This is a genomic window from Algibacter lectus (genome assembly GCF_900112395.1).
Taxonomy (GTDB): Bacteria; Bacteroidota; Bacteroidia; order Flavobacteriales; family Flavobacteriaceae; genus Algibacter; species Algibacter lectus.
Window position 1 is genome coordinate 252,790 of sequence record NZ_FOLN01000003.1, and the last position, 22,354, is coordinate 275,143.

Genomic DNA, 22,354 nt, shown 5'->3' on the forward strand with positions numbered 1-22,354 from the left:
TACAGCAATTTATTACGCTATTAACAAATTATCGATGAGCTGTAATTTTTATAAATTGAAAATCAAAGCAAGAATAGGCGATACGCACTTAACTAGGTAATTAATTGGGTGTAGTGATTAAAAAACGGGGTAAACTGTTATAGACCAACGGTTATGCTGCGCTTTAGCTCGTTTCCATAGGCGTCGACTACGGTGATAATATGGGTGCCAATTTCAGGAATTATGGCCATTTCATGGATGTCTTTGGTTGTGCCTATAAAACGCTCGTCTATAGACCAATGGACATTTAGTTCTGGGCGAGAATGTGCTATTTTTAAGATTAATTCGTTGGTTTTACCATCAAAATCTTTAGGTAGAAAAATAGTATTATTTTCTTTAGGGTAAATAAATTCTATAGAAACGGCATTTTCGCCAAAACAATCAGGCTTAAATTTAGGTAATGGTTTGTAAAATGGGTTTTTGGTTTTGTAGTAATAGCTCATTAACGCCGGTAAAACAAACCAAGATTTATGAGTAATATTACCAATGTCTTCGCACGAGGAATTTACCTGATAAGTTTCATCTTTATTTAAATGAATTAAAACATGATATGGACAAGGTTTGGTTTTTAAACCTGCTAACTGAATGTATTTCTCTTCCGCAGTATCACAATATTGCGATGCACGGTGCCCACTTTGTTTACAGATTGCTACTTTTTTCATTTCATCAAAAGGTTCTGGAAACCAATCGCTGTTAGGTAAGCTTTCAAAAACATCAAACATTATTGGGGCAGCTGCTTGCACACCAACCAAACCAGGGCGACCTTCACCATCGGCATTACCAACCCAAACGCCTACAACGTAATCTTTTGTAGAGCCAATAGCCCAAGCATCTCGAAAACCAAAACTAGTACCTGTTTTCCATGCAATTTGTTTCGATCCATCAAAAAACTCCCAACTTTCGTCACTTTCTGGTCGGTTAACTTCTTTCAAGCTTTGGTAAGTTAGGTAGGTAGAAGCGGCATCAAATAGCGTTTTGTCTGTGGTTTGCTTTCCGAAGTTAATTTTAGTTGAAGCTAAAAAAGTGGGTTCGCAAAATTCGTTTGAAAAATAAGTGCTCGAGTTTTCAGAAAAATGATTTAACGTAGAAGATAGTGCGGCGTAACTTTTACATAAATCCCATAGGTTACTTTCTGCACCACCAAGTATAAGGGATAAACCGTAGTGGTTAGCATCGTATTTTAAATCTTTTAATTTTAAAAATTTTAAATATTGATAAAATCTATCTAAACCAAAATCTTGCAACATTCTTACGGCTGGCACATTTAATGATCTTGATAAAGCACGACTTGCTGGCACGGCACCATCATAAGTTTTATTGTAGTTTTCGGGATTATAACTACCATATTGTGTAGGCACATCGGCCACTAAGGTATTGGGCAGTAAATCGCCAGAATCCAACATGGCAGCGTATAGAAAGGGTTTTAAAATACTACCAGTACTTCTTGGTTTATCAATAATGTCGACATCTTTTTGGTGCGCTCTATCGGTAGGTGTATTGCCAATATAGGCTAGAACTTGCCTTGTTTTTACATCTAAAACTAAAACGGCAGCATTGTAAATTTCGTTTTGACTTAATTTATTATAGTGGTTCTTTACAATGTAGTTTATACGGTTTTGTAATTTAATATCAATAGTGGTTTGTACGCGGGCTCCACTTTGTGTTTGTGCTACTTTTTGTAATAAGTGTGGTGCGGTTTGTGGCAACGGGTAGGGTTTTTGTGGTAAACCTTCGGCAACAGAAAGCTCGTAAGTAAGTGTGTCTATTTTCGAGTTTTCTAGAAGTTTTTTTAATAATCTATTTCGCTTTTTTAATAAACGTTCTTGGTTTTTTCCTGGGTAAATTAAACTTGGCGCATTGGGTAAAACGGCTAATGTTGCACTTTCTGCCCAAGAGAGGTTGTTGGCATTTCGATTAAAATACCGCCATGATGCCGCATCTAGACCAACTACATTTCCACCGAAAGGGGCATTACTTGCGTAATGCGTTAAAATGGTGTTTTTAGATACAGATAACTCTAGGCGTGTCGCCAATATAATTTCAATAACTTTTTCGAAATAGGTTCTGCTTTTCCCTTTCCGCGCTAAGCGAATTACTTGCTGCGTAATAGTACTTCCGCCACGTTTTATACCACCAGATTTTAAATTTTCTTTTAAAGCTTTAAAAATTGATATAGGATTAAAACCAGGGTGTTTATAGAAATATTCGTCTTCAAACTGAACAATGCAGGTTTTAAATTTATTAGGAATAGAATCGTTATGCGGAAATCGCCATTGTCCGTCTTTTGCAATTTGCGCGCCAAGCAATTGGTTGTTCGAACTCGTAATTACCGTAGCTGTAGGGTCTTTAAATAGTGGGTTGGGTAAACAAAAATAGTAGGCTACTAGAATTAGCGCCACTATTGCCGATTTTACTTTATGTTGTTTTATGTAGTTTAACATGATCATCACTTAAATTATATACTCTAAGCATGTTTGTTTAGATGTAAATTTGCATAATTTTATGATGAATTTTAGTCTAAATTAGCGAAAGCTGTATTCGCGTTCTACCTTACAAATTTTTACATTGTACCAGCTATACCAATTGTTTTTTCCTTTTTGTTGAGCTTCTAAATGGTCCGTTTGGGCTTTCCAGTTTTTTATAGCTTCTAAACTTTTCCAGTAACTTACGGTAATTCCAATTTGGTTTCTAGCGCTATTTATGCCTAAAAAACCATCTTGTTCTTTAGCTAAGGCTTCCATTTTTTCGGCCATAGCGTTGTAGCCTTCGGTATCTTCGTTTAAAGTTGATGTAAAAATAACCGAATAATAAGGTAAATGGTTCATTATAGGAAGATTTAGTTAATTGTAGCGATTTTTTTTACTAATATAGCTATTCGTATTATTTAAAATACGAAGCATAAAGAAAAATAGTAAAGTCATTAAAAAAGAAATTTTAATATTATTTATTTTTTTACTCGCTGTAAAAGCCCAAGCTCAATTGGGGTTTTGTGGTGGTAATTCTGGCGACCCTATTTTTACTGAAACCTTTGGAGTGGGCACAACCAATGCGCCTTTACCTGCCGGAACAACAAGTTATACTTTTGCTAGCGGACAACCAAATGATGGCTCTTATACCTTGTCTAGCAGTACAAACTGGTTTGGTTGGCACAATATTGGCGACCATACACCTGGCGATACTAATGGCCGAAATCTAGTAATTAATGCCGATTTCACTTCTGGTGAATTTTATAGAACGGCCATTAGTGGTTTATGTGAAAACACAACGTATGAGTTTTCGTCTTGGATGATAAATTTACTACCCGCTAACCATAGTTGTGGTAAAGGAATACCTATAAATGTAAAGTTTGAAATTTGGGATAGCACCGACACCCAATTATTGGCAAGTGGAGATACTGGCGATATTTTTGGAACATCTAGTCCCGATTGGAGACAATATGCTTTAGTGTTTCAATCTAAACCTGGACAAACTGCTGTTATTTTAAAAATGTTGAATAATGGTGTTGGTGGTTGTGGTAACGATTTAGCTATAGACGATATTGTTTTTAAAACGTGCGGAGACACCGTTATTATAGAAGATGCTTTAAATGAAACATATGTTGCCGTTTGTGAAAATAATGTGCCATTCTCGACCGAGTTAAAGGTAACACCCGATTTTTCTATTTTTTCTTCGCATTTTTATCAATGGCAAGAAAGTAGCGACGGTACAACTTGGGTGGATATTGTTGGTGAAAACACCGATAATTATACCACACCTCCGCTTTTTAATACAACATTTTACAGGGTTAAAGTAGCCGAAGATGCTGTTAATTTAGCTAACGATTCATGTAATTCTACCTCCGATATTTTTGAAGTTCAAATTATTCCGCAACCTAATGCGCCAACTAGTAATGGTGACGTTATGGTTTGCGAAAATGATACAACACCGCTAAGTGTTACTGTACCTTCTGGTGTAACCGTAAATTGGTATTCTGCGGCTACTGGCGGAACTTTATTACAGGCAGATAGTAGAACTTTTAATGCTACAACCAGCGGAATATATTACGCTGAGGCGGAAACCGAAATAGGAAATTGTACCTCTAATACACGAACAGCAGTACAAATTACCTTTTCTGAAATTCCTGATTTTGAAGATGAAACCTTGATGTTTTGCGAAACCGAAACTATAGAATTACATGCCGATACGAATATTTCTACAGCTACGTTTTTATGGAATACGGGCGTTACAAGTGAATTTATAACGGTAGATCAGGCCGGGATTTATACCGTAGATATTACTAATGAAACCTGTACAGTAACAAAAACAATAACGCTTGCGCGGATAGATTTACCTCGTATTAAATCTGTAGAGTCTGTTGGGAAAAGTATTGTGATAACCACTGAAAATACGGGTGATTTTTTATATTCTATTAACGGAAATATATTTCAGCCAAATCCAATTTTCACTAATGTTGAAGGTGGTAATTATACTATTTATGTGAAGCATCAAAATTGTGATACGTTGGTCTATGCGGACTTTATTCACTTTTTTATTCCTAAGTTTTTCACGCCAAACGGTGATGGCGTAAATGATAATTTTGATTTAAAAGGCATTGAGTTTTACCAAACCTCGCAAGTTTCTATTTTCGATAGATATGGAAAGCTTTTAAAATTTTCTAAAAATGCTGCATTTTCATGGGATGGATTGTTTGCAGGGAAGCTTCTTGAAACAGACGACTATTGGTACGTTGTTGAAATTAATTCGCAACAATTTAGAGGGCATTTTACTTTAAAGCGATAAGAAAAAACAAGAGTTGTTTAGTTGTCTGTGTTAAGTTCGTATGTTTTCAGCTCAAGTTGTTCACCATCAAAAACACCATAGGTAAAATATTGAATCCAATCTCCAATATTTAAATAATTAGAGTTGTTACCTAAATCAATATTCATTGGTAAGTGTCGGTGACCAAAAATAAAGTAATCACGATGTTTATCTTCTAGTTTTCGTTTGGCATATTGCACAAGCCATTCGTTTTCTTCTCCTAAAAATGTAGCATCGTCGTCGCCAGAAATAAGTTTGTTTTTAACTGATAAATATTGTGCAATTCCTACGCCAATATCTGGGTGTAGCCAACGGAATAACCATTTAAAAAGCGGATTAGTAAATACTTTTTTCATGCGCTTATAACCCTTATCATATGGGCCTAAACCGTCGCCATGACCAATAAAAAAGGTTTTGTTATTAAAAACAAACTCCTTGGGTTTATGGTAAACTGGTATGTTAAGTTCTTCTTGAAAATAGCCATCCATCCAAAGGTCGTGGTTGCCCACAAAATAATGGATCGGTATTCCAGAGTCTGATATTTCGGCAAGTTTCCCTAAGGTTCTTGTAAAACCTTTTGGGACTACTGTTTTGTATTCAAACCAAAAATCGAATAAATCTCCCATCAAAAATATTACAGCAGCATCATGCTTAATTTCATCTAGCCAAGCCACGAATTTTTTTTCACGTGGATAAGAGGCTTCCTTTGTTGGAGCTCCTAAATGATTGTCTGAGGCGAAATATATTTTTTTTCCTTTTGGAATTTGCATGCTGTAAATATAACTTTTTTAGGAAGAATGTGTGTTGTTGCAATCATCCTCTGTAAACGGATTCTCTGAGCTTTAAGTGTTCTGTATGCGCATCTTAATTATAAAAAGATGAACATACAGATGTTTTTTGATTTTAGTCAAAAAGAGCTTTAAGTTCCGAGGCTTGGCTTGGTTTTATTTTTCCAGCTAATAATAAACTTAATTGTTTACGACGCAAAGCTGCATCAAAACGTTCTTTTTCAAGTTTGGTTTCTGGTTGTACTTCTGGCACAGGGATTGGACGTCCAGTTTCATCTACGGCAACAAAAGTGTAAATGGCTTCGTTAGCTTTGGCGCGGTCGCCAGATTCGCGATCTTCGATCCAAACATCTAAAAAAACTTCCATTGAGGTTTTAAAGGCGCGAGATACTTTAGCTTCTACTGTTACTACGCTACCAAGTGGTACGGCACGGTTAAAAGCAACGTGGTTTACCGATGCGGTAACCACAATACGACGCGAGTGTCTACGTGCTGCAATGCTGGCTGCGCGGTCCATTCGGGCCAATAATTCGCCACCAAATAAGTTGTTTAACGGGTTGGTTTCACTAGGTAAAACCAAATCTGTCATTATAGTTCTAGATTGTTCAGGTGTTTTTACTTGCATCAAAAATAATTAGGTTTATGATGTGGCAAAGTTAACAATTATGCGAGTAAAAGAACCGCGGTTTTGTAAAAACTACTAGTCTAGTTTTTTTACAAGTAACCAAGCGTCTTTATTGTGCGAAGTTTTAATGTTTTGCAAAGCTTTTCTAGCTTCTGCACGCGTTTCAAAACTAGCGTAAACAACTTGGTGTAAACCGTATTTATTTGTGCCAATTTTACGTGCACTAAAACCATCTGCTTTAAGTTGTGCTACTGTAGTATCACAATTTTCTTCTACTCTAAAAGCACCTGCTACAATATGGAAGTTACCCGTTTGTTTAGAAACGTTTAGCGTTATTGCTGGCAATGGATTTAAATTAAAAGTAGCTTGTTGTATTTTAGTGTCTAACTGCTTTTCTGCTTCTTGTTGTGCTAATTGGTTATGTGTTTCAATTTGATTCACATAAAAATTAGAAGCCACTAAACCTCCAAGTGTTAAAGCAACTACAGCTATTGCAGCATATTTTAAATATGGTCTGCTTTTGCGTTTTTCTGAAGTAACAGTAATTGGTATTACTTTTTCAATGCGTTCAGCTTCTTCTTTGTAAAGCTCGCGTGTTACTGCTGGCGATTCAAATTGAGATAATCCAAAAGCATCTGTTAAATAATTTAATTGGTACGATGGCTCGAATGTAATTTTACCTTCAGTATTAAAAACAAGGTCCCCAATATTTTTGAAGTTTACGGTTTTACCATCGCTTAAATTATCTTTTAAAGCAGCAACAAGTTTTGCAATCTTTTTATTTGCAACCTCGAAAGGTATTTTATCTACATCGGCAATATAATGCGCTAATAAACCGTCGTTTTTCTGAATTTGCTCATTAAAAGATAAAACTTTTTTTGGCGGAAAAAACGCGTTTGTAGTTTCGTTTATCGTTGCAGATACAGTTTGTGTTAAAAATGAACCCAACTCAGGGATAGTAACACATTCATATCTATATAGTAAGTCGCTTATGTAGGTATCTAATTGCATAGATACAAAGTTAGAAAATTATAGTTTTCGATAAAATTTATCGTGATGTTTTTATTAACAGATTAAAAATTCTTTTATTGTAGATTGAAATTAAGCCTTTTACGATGACAGAAAATGACTTGCTTTACGCTCTAGCCTTACAACATGTGCCCAATATTGGAGATATTACGGCAAAAAGACTCATTTCTCATTGTGGTTCTGCGGAAGCTGTTCTAAAAGAAAAGAGAACAAATTTACTTAAAATTGATGGTGTTGGTCAGGTTATTTTAGAAGGTTTGGCTAAACCACATCATTTAAAAGAGGCCGAAAAGGAAATGCGCTTTATTGAAGAGAATAATATTAAAGTCTCATATTTTGAGAATATAGATTATCCCGAAAAGCTAAAGCACTGTATTGATGGACCAATTTTATTATTTCAATCTGGAAATATTGATTTAAAGAAGCAGCACTTAATTAGTATTGTTGGTGCTCGAAAAATTACCACTAATGGTATTGCTTTTTGCGAAAAATTGGTTGAAACCCTTAAACCATATAATCCGGTTATTATTTCGGGTTTTGCATATGGAACCGATATTACTGCACATAAAGCAGCTATAAAACATGGTTTGCAAACCGTGGCATGTTTGGCACATGGTCTGGATCAAATTTATCCAAAAGTACATAAAAAGTATATGGTAGATATGGAGAAAAATGGTGGCTTTTTTACCGATTTTTGGAGTACTGATAATTTTGATAGAAATAATTTTTTAAAGAGAAATCGTGTTATCGCGGGTTTAAGTGAAGCAACTATTGTAATAGAATCGGCAGAAAAGGGTGGGAGTTTAGTAACCGCAGATATTGCGAACTCTTATAATCGGGATGTGTTTGCAGTACCAGGCCGTACCACTGATAGCCAAAGTGTGGGCTGTAATAATTTAATTAAACAGCAACGTGCACACATGCTCACTACCCCTTTAGACGTGCCCTATATTTTAAATTGGCAATTGCAAGATGCTCAAAAACCAGCCATACAAAAACAATTGTTTGTAGAGTTGGACACTACCGAAAAAGTGATTTACAATTATTTAAAAGAAAACGAAAAGCAGCAGTTAGATATTATAGCTATTAATTGTAATTTGCCTATTTTTAAAGTAGCTGGCATTTTATTAAACATGGAGTTGAAAGGTGTAGTACGACCACTACCTGGTAAATTGTTCGAAATTCTTTAACATATAAATGCAGTTACTGTTAAGCGATTTAATCATTAAAAAACTAAAATGCTTCAAGTCAATACTATTTCTTTTTCTTATCAAAAAACAGAGATTTTAAAAAATATTTCTTTTTCTGTAAAAGCAGGAGAACAGCTTTCTATTATTGGAGAAAGTGGTTCTGGTAAAAGCACGCTTTTAAAATTGCTTTATGGCGAATTCGATTTAAATTCGGGGCGACTTTTTTGGCGAGATACGGAAATTCTTGGTCCTAAATATAACTTGGTAGTTGGTTACGATTTTATGAAGTATGTAGCGCAAGAGTTCGATTTAATGCCTTTTACCTCGGTTGCCGAAAATATAGGTGCTTTTTTGTCTAACTTTTATCCTGAAGAAAAGCAAGAACGTATTAAAGAATTGCTTGAAGTTGTAGAACTTACTGCCTTTGCGAAAGTGAAAGTGAAAACCTTGAGTGGTGGGCAAAAGCAACGTGTTGCTTTGGCTAGAGCTTTGGCTAAAGAACCTGAAATTATGTTGCTAGACGAGCCGTTTAGTCATATTGATAATTTTAAAAAACAATCTTTACGCCGTAACGTTTTTAAATATTTAAAACTGAAAAATATTGCTTGTGTTGTTGCCACCCACGACAAAGAAGATGTATTAGGTTTTGCTGATAGAATGTTAATTTTAAATAACCATGAAGTAGAGGAGGAAGGCTCTCCCGAAGATCTTTTTAAAAACCCAAAAACACCTTTAATAGCATCCTTTTTTGGTGAGTTTAATGTTATAGATAATAAAATTATTTATGCTCATCAGCTTGAAGTGGTTGAAGATTCTAGTTTGAAAGTTAGAGTGAAACAAACTTATTTTAAAGGCCATTATTATTTAATAGGAGCTGATTTAAATGGAGAGTTGGTGTTCTTTGAGCATAAAAAACCTCTTGATGTAGATACTGAGGTTTGCCTTGTGATTAACTAGATTAAAACAAAAAAAGAATGAAGATTATGGGGGCAATCGTCACTCTTTTTTTGTTGATAATAGGTTAAAATTAATATAGGTTTAGTAAGGTAGATTTATGTTTTCTTCTTCTTAATGTTTTTTTTATTCTGTATTACTATTTGTGTAATAGATTAATGATACTGTAAAAGTAAATAAAGGGCACGTTTATTCGGTTAGGGCATTGCCCTATATTAAAAGGGTGATTTTCCTGTTTTTTTGTAAAAATTTTAATAATAAAGTAATGGGCGTGCGCTTTATTTGTTTCATTCTATTTCTTTATTTTTGGTTACGTATTGAGCTTAGCGCTATTATTCACAAAGAAGAAACTTACAAATGAAAACTATAAAAAATATTATTTTCGATTTAGGCGGAGTTATTTTGAATTTAGATGTTCCGAAAACCATTAGTGAATTGCAGACTATTGGAATTGATAATATTGTGAATAAAACAGGACACCATTACGAGTATTCGTTTTTTTATGATTTTGAAATAGGTAAGATTTCTAAAGAAGAGTTTCTAGAGGCTTTATTTAAATTATCGAGTAAAGCACCAAATCATGAAGCTATTAAAGTCGCTTGGAATGCTATGATTTTAGATATGCCAAAAGCGCGTATTGCATTTATAGAAAGTTTAAAAGGAAAGTATAATCTTTATCTTTTGAGTAATACAAATGCTATTCATCAGAAGCATTTTTTAGATGAATTTGAAACTGCAAATGGTTATAAATTCAATAATTTGTTTACAAAAGCATATTATTCACACGAAGTAAAGATTAGAAAACCAGATGCAGGTATTTTTAATTTTCTTTTGAAGGATAGCAATTTAAAACCGGAAGAATCTATTTTTATTGATGACTCGATTGATAATATCAAGGCTGCGGAGAACTTAGGTATACAGACTTTCCATGTAAAAGATTATAATTTACTGTCTGATTTTGCGAGCCAAGTATTATAATACCGATTTTATTTTAAAATTTTGCACTCTAAATGTAATAGCGTCGTTAATTGTTTTGCCCATTAATAATATACCAATGGGTGTGTTAGGAGATATGGCGTAGAATTTTTGATTGTTGTACGTTAACTCGCCAGCACTAATTGCGATATAATAATTAGCTTGATTAGTATAAATTACACTGCCTAAACCTACTGTTTGTGATGTTGTTGATACATCAATTTTAGAAAGGGCTACTTTGGTTTTGTTAATTTCGGCTAATTGATTTCCTGCTTTTTCACGTTCTAATTGCAACATAGCTCGGCCTGTTTCGTGCTTGTCGCCTGCACTACTTTTGGTTTCGGAAGTTAAAGATTCTTGAATTTCGTTAATCGTATTTTGTATGGTTTGAAATCTAGAATCTATAGACTCTAAACAGAGGTTAAATAAGTTTTGCTTAATGTCTAATGCTTCTTTCATGAGGTTTTGCGTATTCCGGACGACTAAAATAATGTATTTTTATTGTAATAATGAAGATGCTTATAGGGTTTTGTAAATACCGTAGTTGTTATGATAAATGGATTGTTTTTTTTCAATAAAACGGCTGTATCTTGTTAATTTACTGTTTTTTGATGTAGCCTAAATTTGCGTTAGGGATTGATGCGGCATCTTTTTTTTGTGCTAAAAAGACCTACAAGTTTGTTGTGAAGCCTTTTATTTGATGTGAAAAAATAGTGATAGTTTATGATACGGAATTGCACAAATAAAGATATAGCGGAAAGCCCGACCCTTGTGGTAACGCCCGAATAATATGCTGATTTTTAAGCAAAAAAAACTCCGAAAATGATTTCCGGAGTTTTAAATATTTATTCTTCAATTTGTTTTTGCATTACAAAATCGTCCATGAAGGCCGTGGTATAGTTACCTGCCAAATAATCTGGATGATCCATTAATTGTCTATGGAACGGGATAGTTGTTTTGATGCCTTCGATAACGAATTCATCTAACGCACGTTTCATTTTGTTAATGGCTTCTTCTCTAGTTTGCGCTGTTGTAATTAACTTTGCAATCATAGAATCGTAGTTTGGTGGGATAGCATAACCTGCGTAAACATGAGTGTCTAAGCGTACACCATGGCCTCCTGGCGCGTGTAGTGTAGTTATTAATCCTGGTGAAGGTCTAAAGTTGTTAAATGGATCTTCAGCATTGATACGACATTCTATAGAGTGTAATTTTGGTGTGTAGTTTTTACCTGAAATTGGCACGCCCGCAGCTACTAAAATTTGCTCACGAATTAAATCAAAATCGATTACTTGCTCTGTAATTGGGTGTTCTACTTGGATACGAGTGTTCATTTCCATGAAGTAGAAGTTACGGTGCTTATCCACTAAGAATTCTATTGTTCCTGCGCCTTCGTATTTAATGTATTCTGATGCTTTTACAGCAGCTTCTCCCATTTTTTTACGTAAAGCTGTCGTCATGAATGGCGATGGAACTTCTTCTGTTAATTTTTGATGACGACGTTGGATTGAGCAGTCTCTTTCTGATAAGTGACAGGCTTTACCGTTAGAATCGCCTACAATTTGGATTTCGATATGGCGAGGCTCTTCAATAAGCTTCTCCATGTACATATCGTCATTTCCAAAGGCTGCTTTAGATTCTTGTCTAGCAGAATCCCAGGCATCTTTAAGATCTTCTGGTTTAAAAACGCCACGCATACCTTTACCACCACCACCGGCAGAGGCTTTTAACATTACAGGGTAGCCAGTTTCTTCGGCTATACGTATGCAATCTTCAAAGGTTTCAATAATACCATCACTTCCTGGTACGCAAGGTACACCGGCAGCTTTCATGGTTTCTTTAGCATTTGCTTTATCTCCCATTCTATCAATCATCTCTGGAGATGCACCAATGAATTTAATACCGTGTTCTTCACATATTTTAGAAAACTTAGCGTTTTCTGATAAAAAACCGTATCCTGGGTGAATGGCATCTGCGTTTGTTATTTCTGCCGCAGATATAATATTTGACATTTTTAAGTAAGACTCGCTACTTGCTGCTGGGCCAATACATACGGCTTCGTCTGCAAATTTTACGTGTAAACTTTCGGCATCTGCAGTAGAGTATACGGCAACCGTTTTTATGCCCATTTCTTTACAGGTTCTGATAACACGTAGTGCTATTTCCCCTCTATTGGCAATTAATATTTTTTTAAACATATCTTTTTATGAGTTTAAGAGTTTATGGTTTATGAGAATATAAGTTTAACACGCGGTGCTAGACTTTAGACTTTAAACTTTAAACTTCAAATTAAGATGGATCTACTAAGAATAATGGTTGGTCGAATTCTACTGGTGAAGAATCGTCTACTAATATTTTTACTATTTTACCAGAAACTTCAGATTCAATTTCATTGAAAAGTTTCATAGCTTCAATAATACAAAGTACGTCACCTTCTGCAATAGTTTGACCTACTTCAACAAATAAAGGTTTATCTGGAGATGGTTTTCTATAGAATGTACCAATAATTGGTGACTTAATAGTTATATATTTTGAATCTTCGTCTGCCGGTGCTGCAACAGGAGCTACTGCTTCTGTTTGTACAGGAGCTGCTACTGGTTGTGCTATTTGTGGCATTTGATGAGTTGCAGGAACTTGGTGCACGATAGTTGTATCGGACTCTGAACCTGTTCTAATGGTGATTTTAATATCATCCATTTCTAGTTTAACCTCGCTTGCTCCAGATTTTGCAACAAATTTGATTAAGTTTTGAATCTCTTTTATATCCATAATTTTGGTGTTTTAAGGTTGGTTATTACTTTGAATTATAAGCCCATTTTAAATAAATTGAACCCCAGTTAAATCCGCCTCCAAAAGCGGCAAAGATAACATTATCTCCTTTTTTAAGTTGCGATTCGTAATCATTTATTAACAATGGAAGGGTTGCAGATGTTGTGTTACCGTATTTTTCTATGTTAATCATTACCTTTTCAGGTGCTAATTCCATACGGTTTGCTGTAGCATCAATAATACGTTTGTTTGCTTGATGTGCGGCTAACCAATCTACAGTGTCTTTATTTAAGTTGTTACGCTTTAATATTTTTTCGGCAGCATCGGCCATATTAAAAACGGCATTTTTAAAAACGGTTCTACCTTCTTGAAAAGCGTAATGTCCGCCTTCGTCTAATATATCGTGAGTTAAGGCATGTGATGATCCTCCGTAAGTAGCTTGTAAAAACTCACGTCCGGTTCCATCACTTCTTAAATACTCATCTTGTAAACCTAGGTTTTCCTCGTTTGGTTCAAAAAGAACGGCTCCAGCGCCATCGCCAAAAATAATGCAAGTGGCTCTGTCTTTATAATTAATAATTGAAGACATTTTATCGGCTCCAATTAATAATACGTTTTTGTAACGGCCAGTTTCAATATAACTTGCAGCAACAGACATACCAAATAAGAAACTAGAACATGCTGCATCCATATCGAAAGAAAAAGCATTTGTAGCACCAATTTCTGATGCTGTAAATGATGCCGTAGAGGCAGCTTTCATATCTGGAGTTGCCGTAGCAACTATAACAAGTTCTATATCTTTGGGATCAATACCTTTTTTGTTAATTAGGTCTTGGGCAGCTTTTATAGCGAGGTACGAGGTACCCTTACCGTCGTCTTTTAGAATACGACGTTCTTTAATTCCTGTTCTAGAAGTAATCCATTCATCGTTTGTATCAACCATCGTTTCAAGGATCTGATTGGTTAATACGTATTCGGGCACATAAGCGCCAACAGCTGTAATGGCTGCAGAGATTTTACTCATAACTTTTTAGTTGGTTTGACTGAAAAATCATTAAAATTGAACAAAAACGCTCAAAATTGTTTTAAAAACCACGCAAATTGAGTGGAATTTTACGCAATTTACGTTTTTTTGCTATTCGAAAAGTCATTTCATAAAAAAAACACTCATAAATGAGTGTTTTATTATATGCGTGCATAGTTATTATGCTACGTTTTCTACTTCTGAGTTGTCAATTAATACTTGACCTCTATAGTATAATTTACCTTCATGCCAATGTGCTCTGTGGTATAAATGAGGCTCACCTGTTGTAGGGCAAGTAGCAATCTGTGGCGCAGTTGCTTTGTAATGTGTTCTTCTTTTATCTCTTCTTGTTTTCGAGATTTTTCTTTTAGGATGTGCCATTTTATATGTTTATTTATCCGTTAATAATTTCTTTAATGTATTCCAGCGAGGATCTATATCATCCTCGTTTTGTTCGTTTTTTTCTTTAAGCCCAGGGCTTAATTCTTCTAGTTTTTCAAGTATGTCGGAATCTAATGTCCCATCTTCTACACCTGGATGAACACGTTTAATTGGTACAGCTAATACAATTAGTTCGTAAATGTATTGCTGTATGCTAATTTCGTAAGTACCGTGAGGTAATATTAGAATATCGATATTTTCATCGTTGTATTCATCTCCAAAATTAACTACCAAATTGAAATCGTTTTCAATAATTTGGTCGTAGGGTTCGTTTGTTAAATCACAATTTATGTTAACAAAACCAGAGATTTTAAAGTTCAGCTCAAGCAATGTTGATTTTTTTTCTAAAATCACATCTGCTTTAACCTTTACACTGTTAAAATCTTCATACTCAAAATGTTCAAAGAACGTTTCTTTAATATCAAAATTAAATTGATGTTTGCCGATCTTTAACCCTACAAATGGAATTGTAAACTCTTTTAATGGCTTCATTATCACTTCTAATTTGAGCCTGCAAATATATAAATTTTTATTTACGTGGCGTTACTTATAAACATTTTTTTGTTTATATCTTTCTTTTATGTTGCAATACAGCGTATTTGCTATGGAAAACAGCTACTTACTACCTGTCTTTATAGTTTTTATTGCGTTCGTTTCGTGGTGCTTTTTTTAATGGGTTTGAAGTTAGCTCTTCAAATTGACTTCGGTTCTTGTATATTTTCAAAGCACTGAATAAAGCTTCTTTAAATGAGTTTTCGTCTGCATCGCCTTTTCCTGCAATTTCGTAAGCTGTACCATGGTCTGGTGAGGTGCGAATTTTATTTAAACCTGCTGTAAAGTTCACTCCTTGACCAAAAGATAATGTTTTAAAAGGTATTAAACCTTGGTCGTGGTATGATGCAATTATGGCATCGAAATTTTTATAGTTATTAGATCCAAAAAAACTATCGGCAGCATAAGGGCCGTAAACAAGTTTGCCTGATTCTTTAATTTTTTTCAATGTTGGTCTTAATACATCGTCATCTTCACTACCAATAACGCCGTTGTCTCCTGTATGTGGATTTATACCTAGAACAGCAATTTTGGGTTTTTGTATGTTGAAATCTGTAACTAAAGATTTGTACACGGTTGCTATTTTTTGCTGAATTAACTCGGCTGTGATATGTGTTGAAACATCTTTTACCGGTACGTGATCTGTAAGTAAGCCGATTCTAAGTGTATCGGTTACCATAAACATTAAGCTTTCGCCTTCTAATTCTTGTGCTAAATAATCGGTATGTCCTGGGAAATTAAAATCTTCAGACTGAATATTGTGTTTATTGATTGGAGCGGTAACTAAAATATCAACATCACCATTTTTTAAGGCTTGTGTTGCCGATGCTAAAGATTTAACGGCAAATTCTCCGATTTTTAAGTCTTCTTGACCGAAATTAATTTTTACAGGTTCTTTCCATGCGTTAAATACATTTACTTTTCCTGTAGTAATTTGGTTTACGCTATTTATACTGTGGAAATTTATGCTTGAGTTAAAATGAGTTTTTAAAAAACTCATTACTTTAATAGATGCAAAAATAACTGGTGTACAGAAATCTAAAATTCTTTCGTCTTCAAAAGTTTTTAAAACAATTTCTCCACCAATACCATTTAGGTCTCCTATAGATATTCCTACTATTATATTTTCTGCTTGCTTCATTAAAAAAGACAACTTTTGTTTGTAATTTTGAAATTCAATTGCTGTTGCAAATTTAACTAAATAAACAGATAATACTATGTTTACCGGAATAATTGAAGATATAGGTGAAGTTTCAAGCCTAAAAAAAGAATTAGATAATCTGCATATTACCGTTAAAAGCGGAATAACTTCGGAATTAAAAATAGATCAGAGTGTGGCTCACAACGGGGTTTGTTTAACGGTTGTTGCTATAGATAATGACGAATATACCGTTACAGCAATTAAAGAAACACTTGATAAAACAAACTTAAATACCTTAAAGGTTAATGATAAGGTGAATTTGGAGCGTGCTATGAAGTTGGGGGATCGCTTGGATGGGCATATTGTTCAGGGGCATGTAGATCAAACCGCTATTTGTACAAATGTTGAGGAAGCTAACGGAAGTTGGGTGTTTACTTTTAGTTATAATTTTGATGAAAATAAAAACTTAACTATTGAAAAAGGGTCGGTAACTGTAAATGGTACAAGTTTAACCGTTGTTAATTCTAAAAAGGATAGTTTTAGTGTAGCTATTATTCCGTATACTTATGAGCATACCAATTTTAATACCTTTAAAAAAGGTAGTGTGGTTAATCTAGAATTTGATGTATTAGGGAAGTATGTGGCTAAACTAGCTTCGCTTTAATAGTTTTTTCGCACCATATAATATGGCGAAGCATGCTCCTGCTATTACTCCTCCGTCTATAGGTAAACCTATGGGTGGTGTAACTGGTGGGGGTGGCATACCTCCTCCTTGAGCGGTGCATACAAAACTTATTAATACAAATAAGATTGAGGCAAATATTCTTTTATTTTGTATTGTCATTGTGCGGTAAAAATATTAAAAAAAGCCAAATTACAAAGCATAAAGCTCATAAATTAAAAAAATATATCCGTAAAACCACTTAAAACATCGATGAAATACGTTTTTTTTGGAGTTTGAAAATGATATTTGATTAACGTTTTTATTTGTTGAAAAGTATGTTTATGATTAAAATACAGGTGGTTGTGTCGCTCTATTGCAAAAAAAAACCTTGAACTGTGTTTAAAAATTAAAAACAGAATCAAGGTTTATATCTTAAAAAGATTAATAGCATTACAAAAATAGTGTTATTTTTTGAAGTAAATGAATTTCTAGGTTAATATATGGTTAACAATTTTACTTTAACTGTATTTAATTTTTCTTAAGACTCTTATCGTTTCTTTATATAAGGTGTATATTTCTCCGTTGTATGTTTTTAAATAAGGCTTGGCTTCGTTGAGTTTATCTATAGCTTCATGAAATAGATTTAAATAACATATTAAGTAGGTTACGGGTAGGTTTTTTAGATCGGTCTCTTCTGCTTTGGTTAATTGATGTCCTTTTTTTAGTTTTTCTAAAATGGCATTGTTGGCGTTGTAAATATGATGCAGGACTTTTTTATCATATTGTGGTGGTTCAAAGAGGAGTTTGGTGTCAATGCTATAGCTCGCATTATTTTCAAATTTAATAATGGTTTCTTCTAAAGGATAGTATTTATTAGAATTCTGAAATCCAAGATTAACGTATTCAATAATTTTAAAGGCGTCCTCTGTTATATTAATAGATATTTCGTCTAATGCTGAAAAAAACAACAAAACTTGTTCGTTTATAAGTTTAATATCAACTCGTGAATAGTAAGTTTGATCTTTTGTTGTTTTCTTTTGTCCGGCCCAGCACATTACAAAATATTCTTTAAATACTTTGTATTTTGGGTTGTAGTCTACTCGTTTTTTCATGAAATCGAAAACACCGTCTAATGTGTGTTCTATATTGTTTTGCGCATTTTTCTCTATAGCTTCAACAATTTTAGAATTTACATCTTTAATATCTGTATCGAACACTTTTGGCATACTTATGCTGCCGTCTCTAAAAAATACAGAGCCTCCGTAATATTTCCATACATTTTTACGTAAAGATGTTAATTTTCCTGTTGGTCTAATGGTTACTAAGCCAACAACTTTATGGTCTGGTAAGTGTGGGAACGGAATGTTTTCGTATTGTACTATTGGTGGGTTTGTTAAATAGGCGTTTATTAAATTCTGAATTTTGCTGTCATCAAAAAAATCTACACCTATAATTTTGTTGTCTTCATCTTCAGCACCTATAACTATATACGAGTTGTTTTTTGGATTGCTATTTGATAAAGCGCAAACGTGTTTTAAAAATTTCGCTTTTCCTTCTTTGTGTCCAATATCAATTTTTCGCTTTTTATCATAAAAACTGTTCTCGTCATTGTGAGCTAATAGGTGTTTTATGAGAAGGCGTTTATTAATCATTTTATAGGAGTTCTATTTCTTTTAAAATATTTTTTCTAGCTTGAGTTTCAAGTTTAGATTGATAAGGTTGTGTAAAAAATAAGGTTTCGCGTTTTAAAAAGTGTTCTAGTACTTGTTTTCTTCCTTTATTATAAATGAAACTAGGGTAAATGCGATACTCTTTCCTGATGTTCTCAGTGTATTTTTGGTAGGTTTTCCAGTCGCTTCCTAAAATTGATAAATCGATATCTAGCAGGAGTGCGTTGTCTTTATTTTTATCTAAAATAATTTCATGTTTTTTAGTTGAAATGATTAATTGTTCAATGTTTTCTAATGTGTTTTGCTTTAAATGTAGTTTTTTAAGTCTTTTTTTAGCTAAAACAGCGCTTTGAGATTCATTGTCTTGTTTGGTTGGTTTGTAAATAATATCATGATACCAAATTGCAAATAAAAAAGCGTTGTAATTTTCTATAGTCTCTTTGTGTGTTTCAGCTTGCTTTAGCATGGCATCTATATGTGAGAAATTGTGGTAATACCTCGCATTAAGCTCATATTGTGTTTTAATTTCTATCCATAAAGATTCAGTTAAAATATTATCTTTAGTATATTTTGTTGCTAACTGAAACCATTGATGTTTTAGGGAATCGATCATGACTCTTTATTAACAATAGTGCTGCTTGCTTGTGCAGTACAAAACATTAAAATGTCGGCAAGGTTTACGTGTGCGGGTCTGGAAATTGCGAAATAAATTACATCGGCAACATCTTTAGCTTGTAGCGCTTTAAAGCCTTTGTAAACATTGTTGGCTGTAGGATCGCCTTTAAAACGTACTTGCGAAAATTCGGTTTCTACCATGCCAGGGTTAACAGCGCCAACTTTAATTCCGAACGGATTTAAATCTATACGCATACCTTCGGTAATAGCCAAAACAGCATGTTTTGTTGCGCAGTAAACATTTCCGTTAGGGTAAACTTCTTTTCCTGCGGAAGATCCTATGTTTATAATATGTCCAGATTTTCGAGCCGTCATTTGTGGAATAATAGCTTTGCTTACATAGAGCAGGCCTTTTACGTTGATATCCATCATGGCGTCCCAATCATCAAGGTTTCCTTCGTTTATAGGGTCTAATCCGTGGGCGTTACCAGCATTGTTAATTAGTATGTCTATGTTTTTAAAGGCTTTTGGTAGATTTTCAATAGCGTCAATAACGCTTTGCTTATTGCGAATGTCGAAATTTAAAATGTGTACATCGGTTAAGCGTTCTAGTGCTTTTTGTATCGTGTTTAGTCGTTCTAGTCGTCTGCCGCAGATTATTAATTTTATCCCGTTTTTAGCGAATTCATAGGCTGTTGCTTCACCTATGCCGCTTGTTGCGCCTGTAATTAGGGCTGTTCTTGTCATGCTTGTTAATTTATCGTCATTTAATTCTTGTATAAAAATACTTAAAACAATTTTATGAAAATAGCTTTGATGAAAAATTATGGATATATGTCTTTTTTGTAAAACGAATTGAAAAATAATTAAGAAATTCTTATCATAATAATAGGTTAAAGTGCGAAAACATTGAATTTACTTTAATTTTTAACCAATTTTTAACAGCATCTCACGAAAAAAATTAACAATTTGCACGACTCAAATAAGGGCTGTATATTAGGCTTTTTAATTAATAAAAATAATGGAAGATACAGGTACAATTGATATTAAGAGCATAAACGAGAAAATCGAAAAAGAAAGTGCTTTTGTTGATTTACTGATGCTGGAAATGAACAAAGTAATTGTGGGTCAGAAACATATGGTCGAGCGTTTACTTATTGGTTTGTTAGGGCAAGGACATATTTTATTAGAAGGTGTTCCAGGATTAGCAAAAACATTAGCTATTAATACCTTGGCACAAGCGGTTGATGGTAGTTTTAGTCGTATTCAGTTTACACCAGATTTATTACCAGCCGATGTTACGGGTACATTAATTTACAATATGAAAATTAATGATTTCTCGATAAAGAAAGGACCTATTTTTGCAAACTTTGTATTGGCCGATGAGATTAACAGAGCGCCAGCGAAGGTGCAATCAGCACTCTTAGAGGCTATGCAAGAAAAGCAGGTTACTATTGGTGATGAAACCTTTAAATTAGATAAACCATTTTTAGTAATGGCGACTATGAATCCGGTTGAGCAAGAAGGAACATATCCTTTACCAGAAGCTCAAGTCGATCGTTTTATGCTAAAAACAGTTATAGATTACCCAAAATTAGATGAAGAACAACTTATTATGCGTTCTAATCTAAAAGGATCTTGGGAAAAAGTAAATCCTGTGGTTTCGGTAGCGCAAATATTAAGAGCGCAAGAAGCTTCTCGTGAGGTTTACATGGATGAAAAAATTGAAAAATACATATTAGATATTATTTTTGCGACACGTTATCCAGAAAAATATAAGCTTAACGATTTAAAACCACTAATCTCCTTTGGAGCATCACCACGTGGTAGTATTAACTTAGCAACTGCAGCTAAATGTTACGCTTTTATTAAACGTCGTGGTTATGTAATACCAGAAGATGTTCGCGCTGTAGTTTACGATGTGTTACGTCACAGAATTGGTATTACTTACGAGGCAGAAGCAGAGAATGTAACCTCTGTAGATATTATTACTAAAATTGTAAACGAAATTGAAGTACCATAAAGATGTTACTGGTAGTAAATCAGTTTTCAGTAGGTAGTCGCTTACTTGAATTCTGATATGTTCTGACTGCTAACTGAAGACTGCACACTGCAAACTGAAAACATGGATACTAAAGAATTACTAAAAAAAGTACGAAAAATTGAGATTAAGACGCGTAGGCTGTCTGATCATATTTTTGGAGGCGAATATCATTCGACTTTCAAAGGACGTGGTATGACTTTTAGTGAAGTTCGCCAATACAATTTTGGCGACGATGTTAGAAATATAGATTGGAACGTAACCGCTCGTTACAATGAGCCTTATGTAAAGGTTTTTGAGGAAGAGCGCGAACTTACCATGATGCTTATGGTTGATGTTTCTGGATCAGAACTTTTTGGAACCGAAAATCAATTTAAGAATGAAGTTGTAACAGAAATTGCAGCAACTTTAGCTTTTTCTGCAACACAGAACAATGATAAAATTGGACTTATTTTGTTTTCCGATAAGGTAGAGTTGTATATTCCGCCTAAAAAAGGGCGTTCGCATGTGCTTCGTATTATTCGCGAATTAATAGAGTTTAAGCCAGAAAGTAAACAAACCAATTTAGTAGAAGCTTTAAAGTTCATGCAAAATGTTATGAAGAAGAAAGTAATTGCTTTTGTGCTTTCAGATTTTATTGCAGACGATTACCATCAAACTATGAAAATTGTGGCTAAAAAACACGATGTTACTGGTATTAGGGTTTACGATAAACGTGAAGAGGATATCCCTAATTTAGGTATTGTACAAATGCAAGATGAAGAAACAGGCGAGCTTATGCTAGTCAATACATCATCTAAAACCGTACGTAAGAATTACAACAAGTTTTACCACGAAAAGGCAAAATATTATAAAGAAAGTTTCACCAAATCGGGAGCAGGCGCTATAGATTGCCGTGTTGACGAAAGTTATGTAAAAAAATTATTGGGCTATTTTAAACATAGAGCATAATTAGTATTAGCAGTTAAAAAAAATAAAAGTGAGACAAATTACGCTACATAATATAGAATTAAATAAACAGGAGTTGGCCGTAGGTCGCT

Annotated in this window: 23 protein-coding genes; 7 read left to right on the forward strand and 16 right to left on the reverse strand. The window is 34.1% G+C overall.

Features of this window, described 5'->3' with window-relative positions:
* Nucleotides 1-137: 137 nt before the first annotated feature.
* Nucleotides 138-2,480, reverse strand: a complete 2,343-nt coding sequence (gene pbpC, locus BM246_RS06910) for a penicillin-binding protein 1C (RefSeq protein ID WP_394363844.1) — start codon at nucleotides 2,478-2,480, stop codon at nucleotides 138-140.
* 81 nt (nucleotides 2,481-2,561) lie between these two features.
* Entirely contained in the window at nucleotides 2,562-2,864 is a 303-nt protein-coding gene (locus BM246_RS06915) for an antibiotic biosynthesis monooxygenase family protein (RefSeq protein WP_042496082.1), read from the reverse strand.
* A gap of 154 nt (nucleotides 2,865-3,018) precedes the next feature.
* Between BM246_RS06915 and BM246_RS06920 the strand changes: the two genes are divergently transcribed.
* The gene (locus BM246_RS06920) at nucleotides 3,019-4,818 is read left to right on the forward strand and encodes a T9SS type B sorting domain-containing protein (protein WP_083415728.1); all 1,800 of its coding nucleotides are present in this window, start codon (nucleotides 3,019-3,021) and stop codon (nucleotides 4,816-4,818) included.
* Between the two features lie 17 nt (nucleotides 4,819-4,835).
* Here the strand turns inward: BM246_RS06920 and BM246_RS06925 are convergent, their stop codons facing one another.
* From BM246_RS06925 to BM246_RS06935, 3 genes are all read right to left on the reverse strand, one after another.
* Nucleotides 4,836-5,606 carry a UDP-2,3-diacylglucosamine diphosphatase gene (locus BM246_RS06925; RefSeq protein WP_042502406.1) on the reverse strand — a complete coding sequence of 257 codons (771 nt, stop codon included), beginning with the start codon at nucleotides 5,604-5,606 and terminating at the stop codon, nucleotides 4,836-4,838.
* Nucleotides 5,607-5,739: 133 nt separating this feature from the next.
* Entirely contained in the window at nucleotides 5,740-6,249 is a 510-nt protein-coding gene (locus tag BM246_RS06930; protein ID WP_074936743.1) for an acyl-CoA thioesterase, read from the reverse strand.
* A 75-nt stretch (nucleotides 6,250-6,324) separates the two neighbouring features.
* Nucleotides 6,325-7,260, reverse strand: coding sequence for an HU domain-containing protein (locus tag BM246_RS06935; RefSeq protein WP_074936745.1), 936 nt, complete (start codon nucleotides 7,258-7,260; stop codon nucleotides 6,325-6,327).
* Nucleotides 7,261-7,364: 104 nt separating this feature from the next.
* Between BM246_RS06935 and dprA the strand changes: the two genes are divergently transcribed.
* The 3 genes from dprA (at nucleotide 7,365) to BM246_RS06950 (ending at nucleotide 10,400) form a co-directional block, all read left to right on the forward strand.
* A complete protein-coding gene (gene dprA / locus BM246_RS06940; protein WP_074936748.1) occupies nucleotides 7,365-8,468 on the forward strand; it encodes a DNA-processing protein DprA in 1,104 nt (367 codons plus the stop codon).
* Between the two features lie 48 nt (nucleotides 8,469-8,516).
* A complete protein-coding gene (locus tag BM246_RS06945; protein ID WP_074936750.1) occupies nucleotides 8,517-9,425 on the forward strand; it encodes an ABC transporter ATP-binding protein in 909 nt (302 codons plus the stop codon).
* A gap of 354 nt (nucleotides 9,426-9,779) precedes the next feature.
* Nucleotides 9,780-10,400 (forward strand): HAD family hydrolase, encoded by a 621-nt coding sequence (locus tag BM246_RS06950; RefSeq protein WP_042496075.1) that lies wholly within the window; start codon nucleotides 9,780-9,782, stop codon nucleotides 10,398-10,400.
* Here BM246_RS06950 and BM246_RS06955 read toward each other — a convergent pair.
* From BM246_RS06955 to pdxA, 7 genes are all read right to left on the reverse strand, one after another.
* Entirely contained in the window at nucleotides 10,395-10,856 is a 462-nt protein-coding gene (locus tag BM246_RS06955; RefSeq protein ID WP_042496072.1) for a 3-oxoacyl-ACP synthase, read from the reverse strand. The two genes, BM246_RS06950 and BM246_RS06955, sit on opposite strands and share 6 nt — an antisense overlap.
* A 386-nt stretch (nucleotides 10,857-11,242) precedes the next feature.
* Nucleotides 11,243-12,595, reverse strand: a complete 1,353-nt coding sequence (gene accC / locus BM246_RS06960; RefSeq protein WP_074936753.1) for an acetyl-CoA carboxylase biotin carboxylase subunit — start codon at nucleotides 12,593-12,595, stop codon at nucleotides 11,243-11,245.
* A gap of 91 nt (nucleotides 12,596-12,686) precedes the next feature.
* Nucleotides 12,687-13,166: an acetyl-CoA carboxylase biotin carboxyl carrier protein gene (gene accB / locus BM246_RS06965; RefSeq protein WP_042502412.1), complete on the reverse strand. Its 480-nt coding sequence runs from the start codon at nucleotides 13,164-13,166 to the stop codon at nucleotides 12,687-12,689.
* A 25-nt stretch (nucleotides 13,167-13,191) separates the two neighbouring features.
* The gene (locus BM246_RS06970; RefSeq protein ID WP_042502415.1) at nucleotides 13,192-14,190 is read right to left on the reverse strand and encodes a beta-ketoacyl-ACP synthase III; all 999 of its coding nucleotides are present in this window, start codon (nucleotides 14,188-14,190) and stop codon (nucleotides 13,192-13,194) included.
* A gap of 180 nt (nucleotides 14,191-14,370) precedes the next feature.
* The gene (gene rpmF, locus BM246_RS06975) at nucleotides 14,371-14,571 is read right to left on the reverse strand and encodes a 50S ribosomal protein L32 (RefSeq protein WP_042496062.1); all 201 of its coding nucleotides are present in this window, start codon (nucleotides 14,569-14,571) and stop codon (nucleotides 14,371-14,373) included.
* Nucleotides 14,572-14,580: 9 nt separating this feature from the next.
* The gene (locus tag BM246_RS06980; protein ID WP_042496061.1) at nucleotides 14,581-15,123 is read right to left on the reverse strand and encodes a YceD family protein; all 543 of its coding nucleotides are present in this window, start codon (nucleotides 15,121-15,123) and stop codon (nucleotides 14,581-14,583) included.
* Nucleotides 15,124-15,253: 130 nt separating this feature from the next.
* Nucleotides 15,254-16,324, reverse strand: a complete 1,071-nt coding sequence (pdxA, locus tag BM246_RS06985) for a 4-hydroxythreonine-4-phosphate dehydrogenase PdxA (protein ID WP_074937149.1) — start codon at nucleotides 16,322-16,324, stop codon at nucleotides 15,254-15,256.
* Between the two features lie 76 nt (nucleotides 16,325-16,400).
* Between pdxA and BM246_RS06990 the strand changes: the two genes are divergently transcribed.
* Nucleotides 16,401-16,988 carry a riboflavin synthase gene (locus tag BM246_RS06990; protein ID WP_042502417.1) on the forward strand — a complete coding sequence of 196 codons (588 nt, stop codon included), beginning with the start codon at nucleotides 16,401-16,403 and terminating at the stop codon, nucleotides 16,986-16,988.
* On the opposite strand, the gene BM246_RS20245 is transcribed toward BM246_RS06990, so the two are convergent.
* From BM246_RS20245 to BM246_RS07010, 4 genes are all read right to left on the reverse strand, one after another.
* Nucleotides 16,974-17,033: a hypothetical protein gene (locus tag BM246_RS20245; RefSeq protein ID WP_369441092.1), complete on the reverse strand. Its 60-nt coding sequence runs from the start codon at nucleotides 17,031-17,033 to the stop codon at nucleotides 16,974-16,976. The two genes, BM246_RS06990 and BM246_RS20245, sit on opposite strands and share 15 nt — an antisense overlap.
* A 473-nt stretch (nucleotides 17,034-17,506) precedes the next feature.
* Nucleotides 17,507-18,640 (reverse strand): ATP-binding protein, encoded by a 1,134-nt coding sequence (locus BM246_RS07000; protein ID WP_074936756.1) that lies wholly within the window; start codon nucleotides 18,638-18,640, stop codon nucleotides 17,507-17,509.
* Between the two features lies 1 nt (nucleotide 18,641).
* On the reverse strand, nucleotides 18,642-19,271 hold the full coding sequence (locus BM246_RS07005; RefSeq protein WP_074936759.1) for an HD domain-containing protein: 630 nt from the start codon (nucleotides 19,269-19,271) through the stop codon (nucleotides 18,642-18,644).
* Nucleotides 19,268-20,020 carry an SDR family NAD(P)-dependent oxidoreductase gene (locus BM246_RS07010; RefSeq protein ID WP_074936762.1) on the reverse strand — a complete coding sequence of 251 codons (753 nt, stop codon included), beginning with the start codon at nucleotides 20,018-20,020 and terminating at the stop codon, nucleotides 19,268-19,270. Before BM246_RS07010 ends, BM246_RS07005 begins: the two co-directional genes overlap by 4 nt.
* Before the next feature lie 274 nt (nucleotides 20,021-20,294).
* Here BM246_RS07010 and BM246_RS07015 point away from each other — a divergent pair, with 274 nt between their 5' ends.
* Together BM246_RS07015 and BM246_RS07020 are read left to right on the forward strand one after the other, a co-directional pair.
* Nucleotides 20,295-21,296: an AAA family ATPase gene (locus tag BM246_RS07015; RefSeq protein WP_042496053.1), complete on the forward strand. Its 1,002-nt coding sequence runs from the start codon at nucleotides 20,295-20,297 to the stop codon at nucleotides 21,294-21,296.
* A gap of 102 nt (nucleotides 21,297-21,398) precedes the next feature.
* Nucleotides 21,399-22,265 (forward strand): DUF58 domain-containing protein, encoded by an 867-nt coding sequence (locus BM246_RS07020; RefSeq protein ID WP_074936765.1) that lies wholly within the window; start codon nucleotides 21,399-21,401, stop codon nucleotides 22,263-22,265.
* Nucleotides 22,266-22,354: the final 89 nt, after the last annotated feature.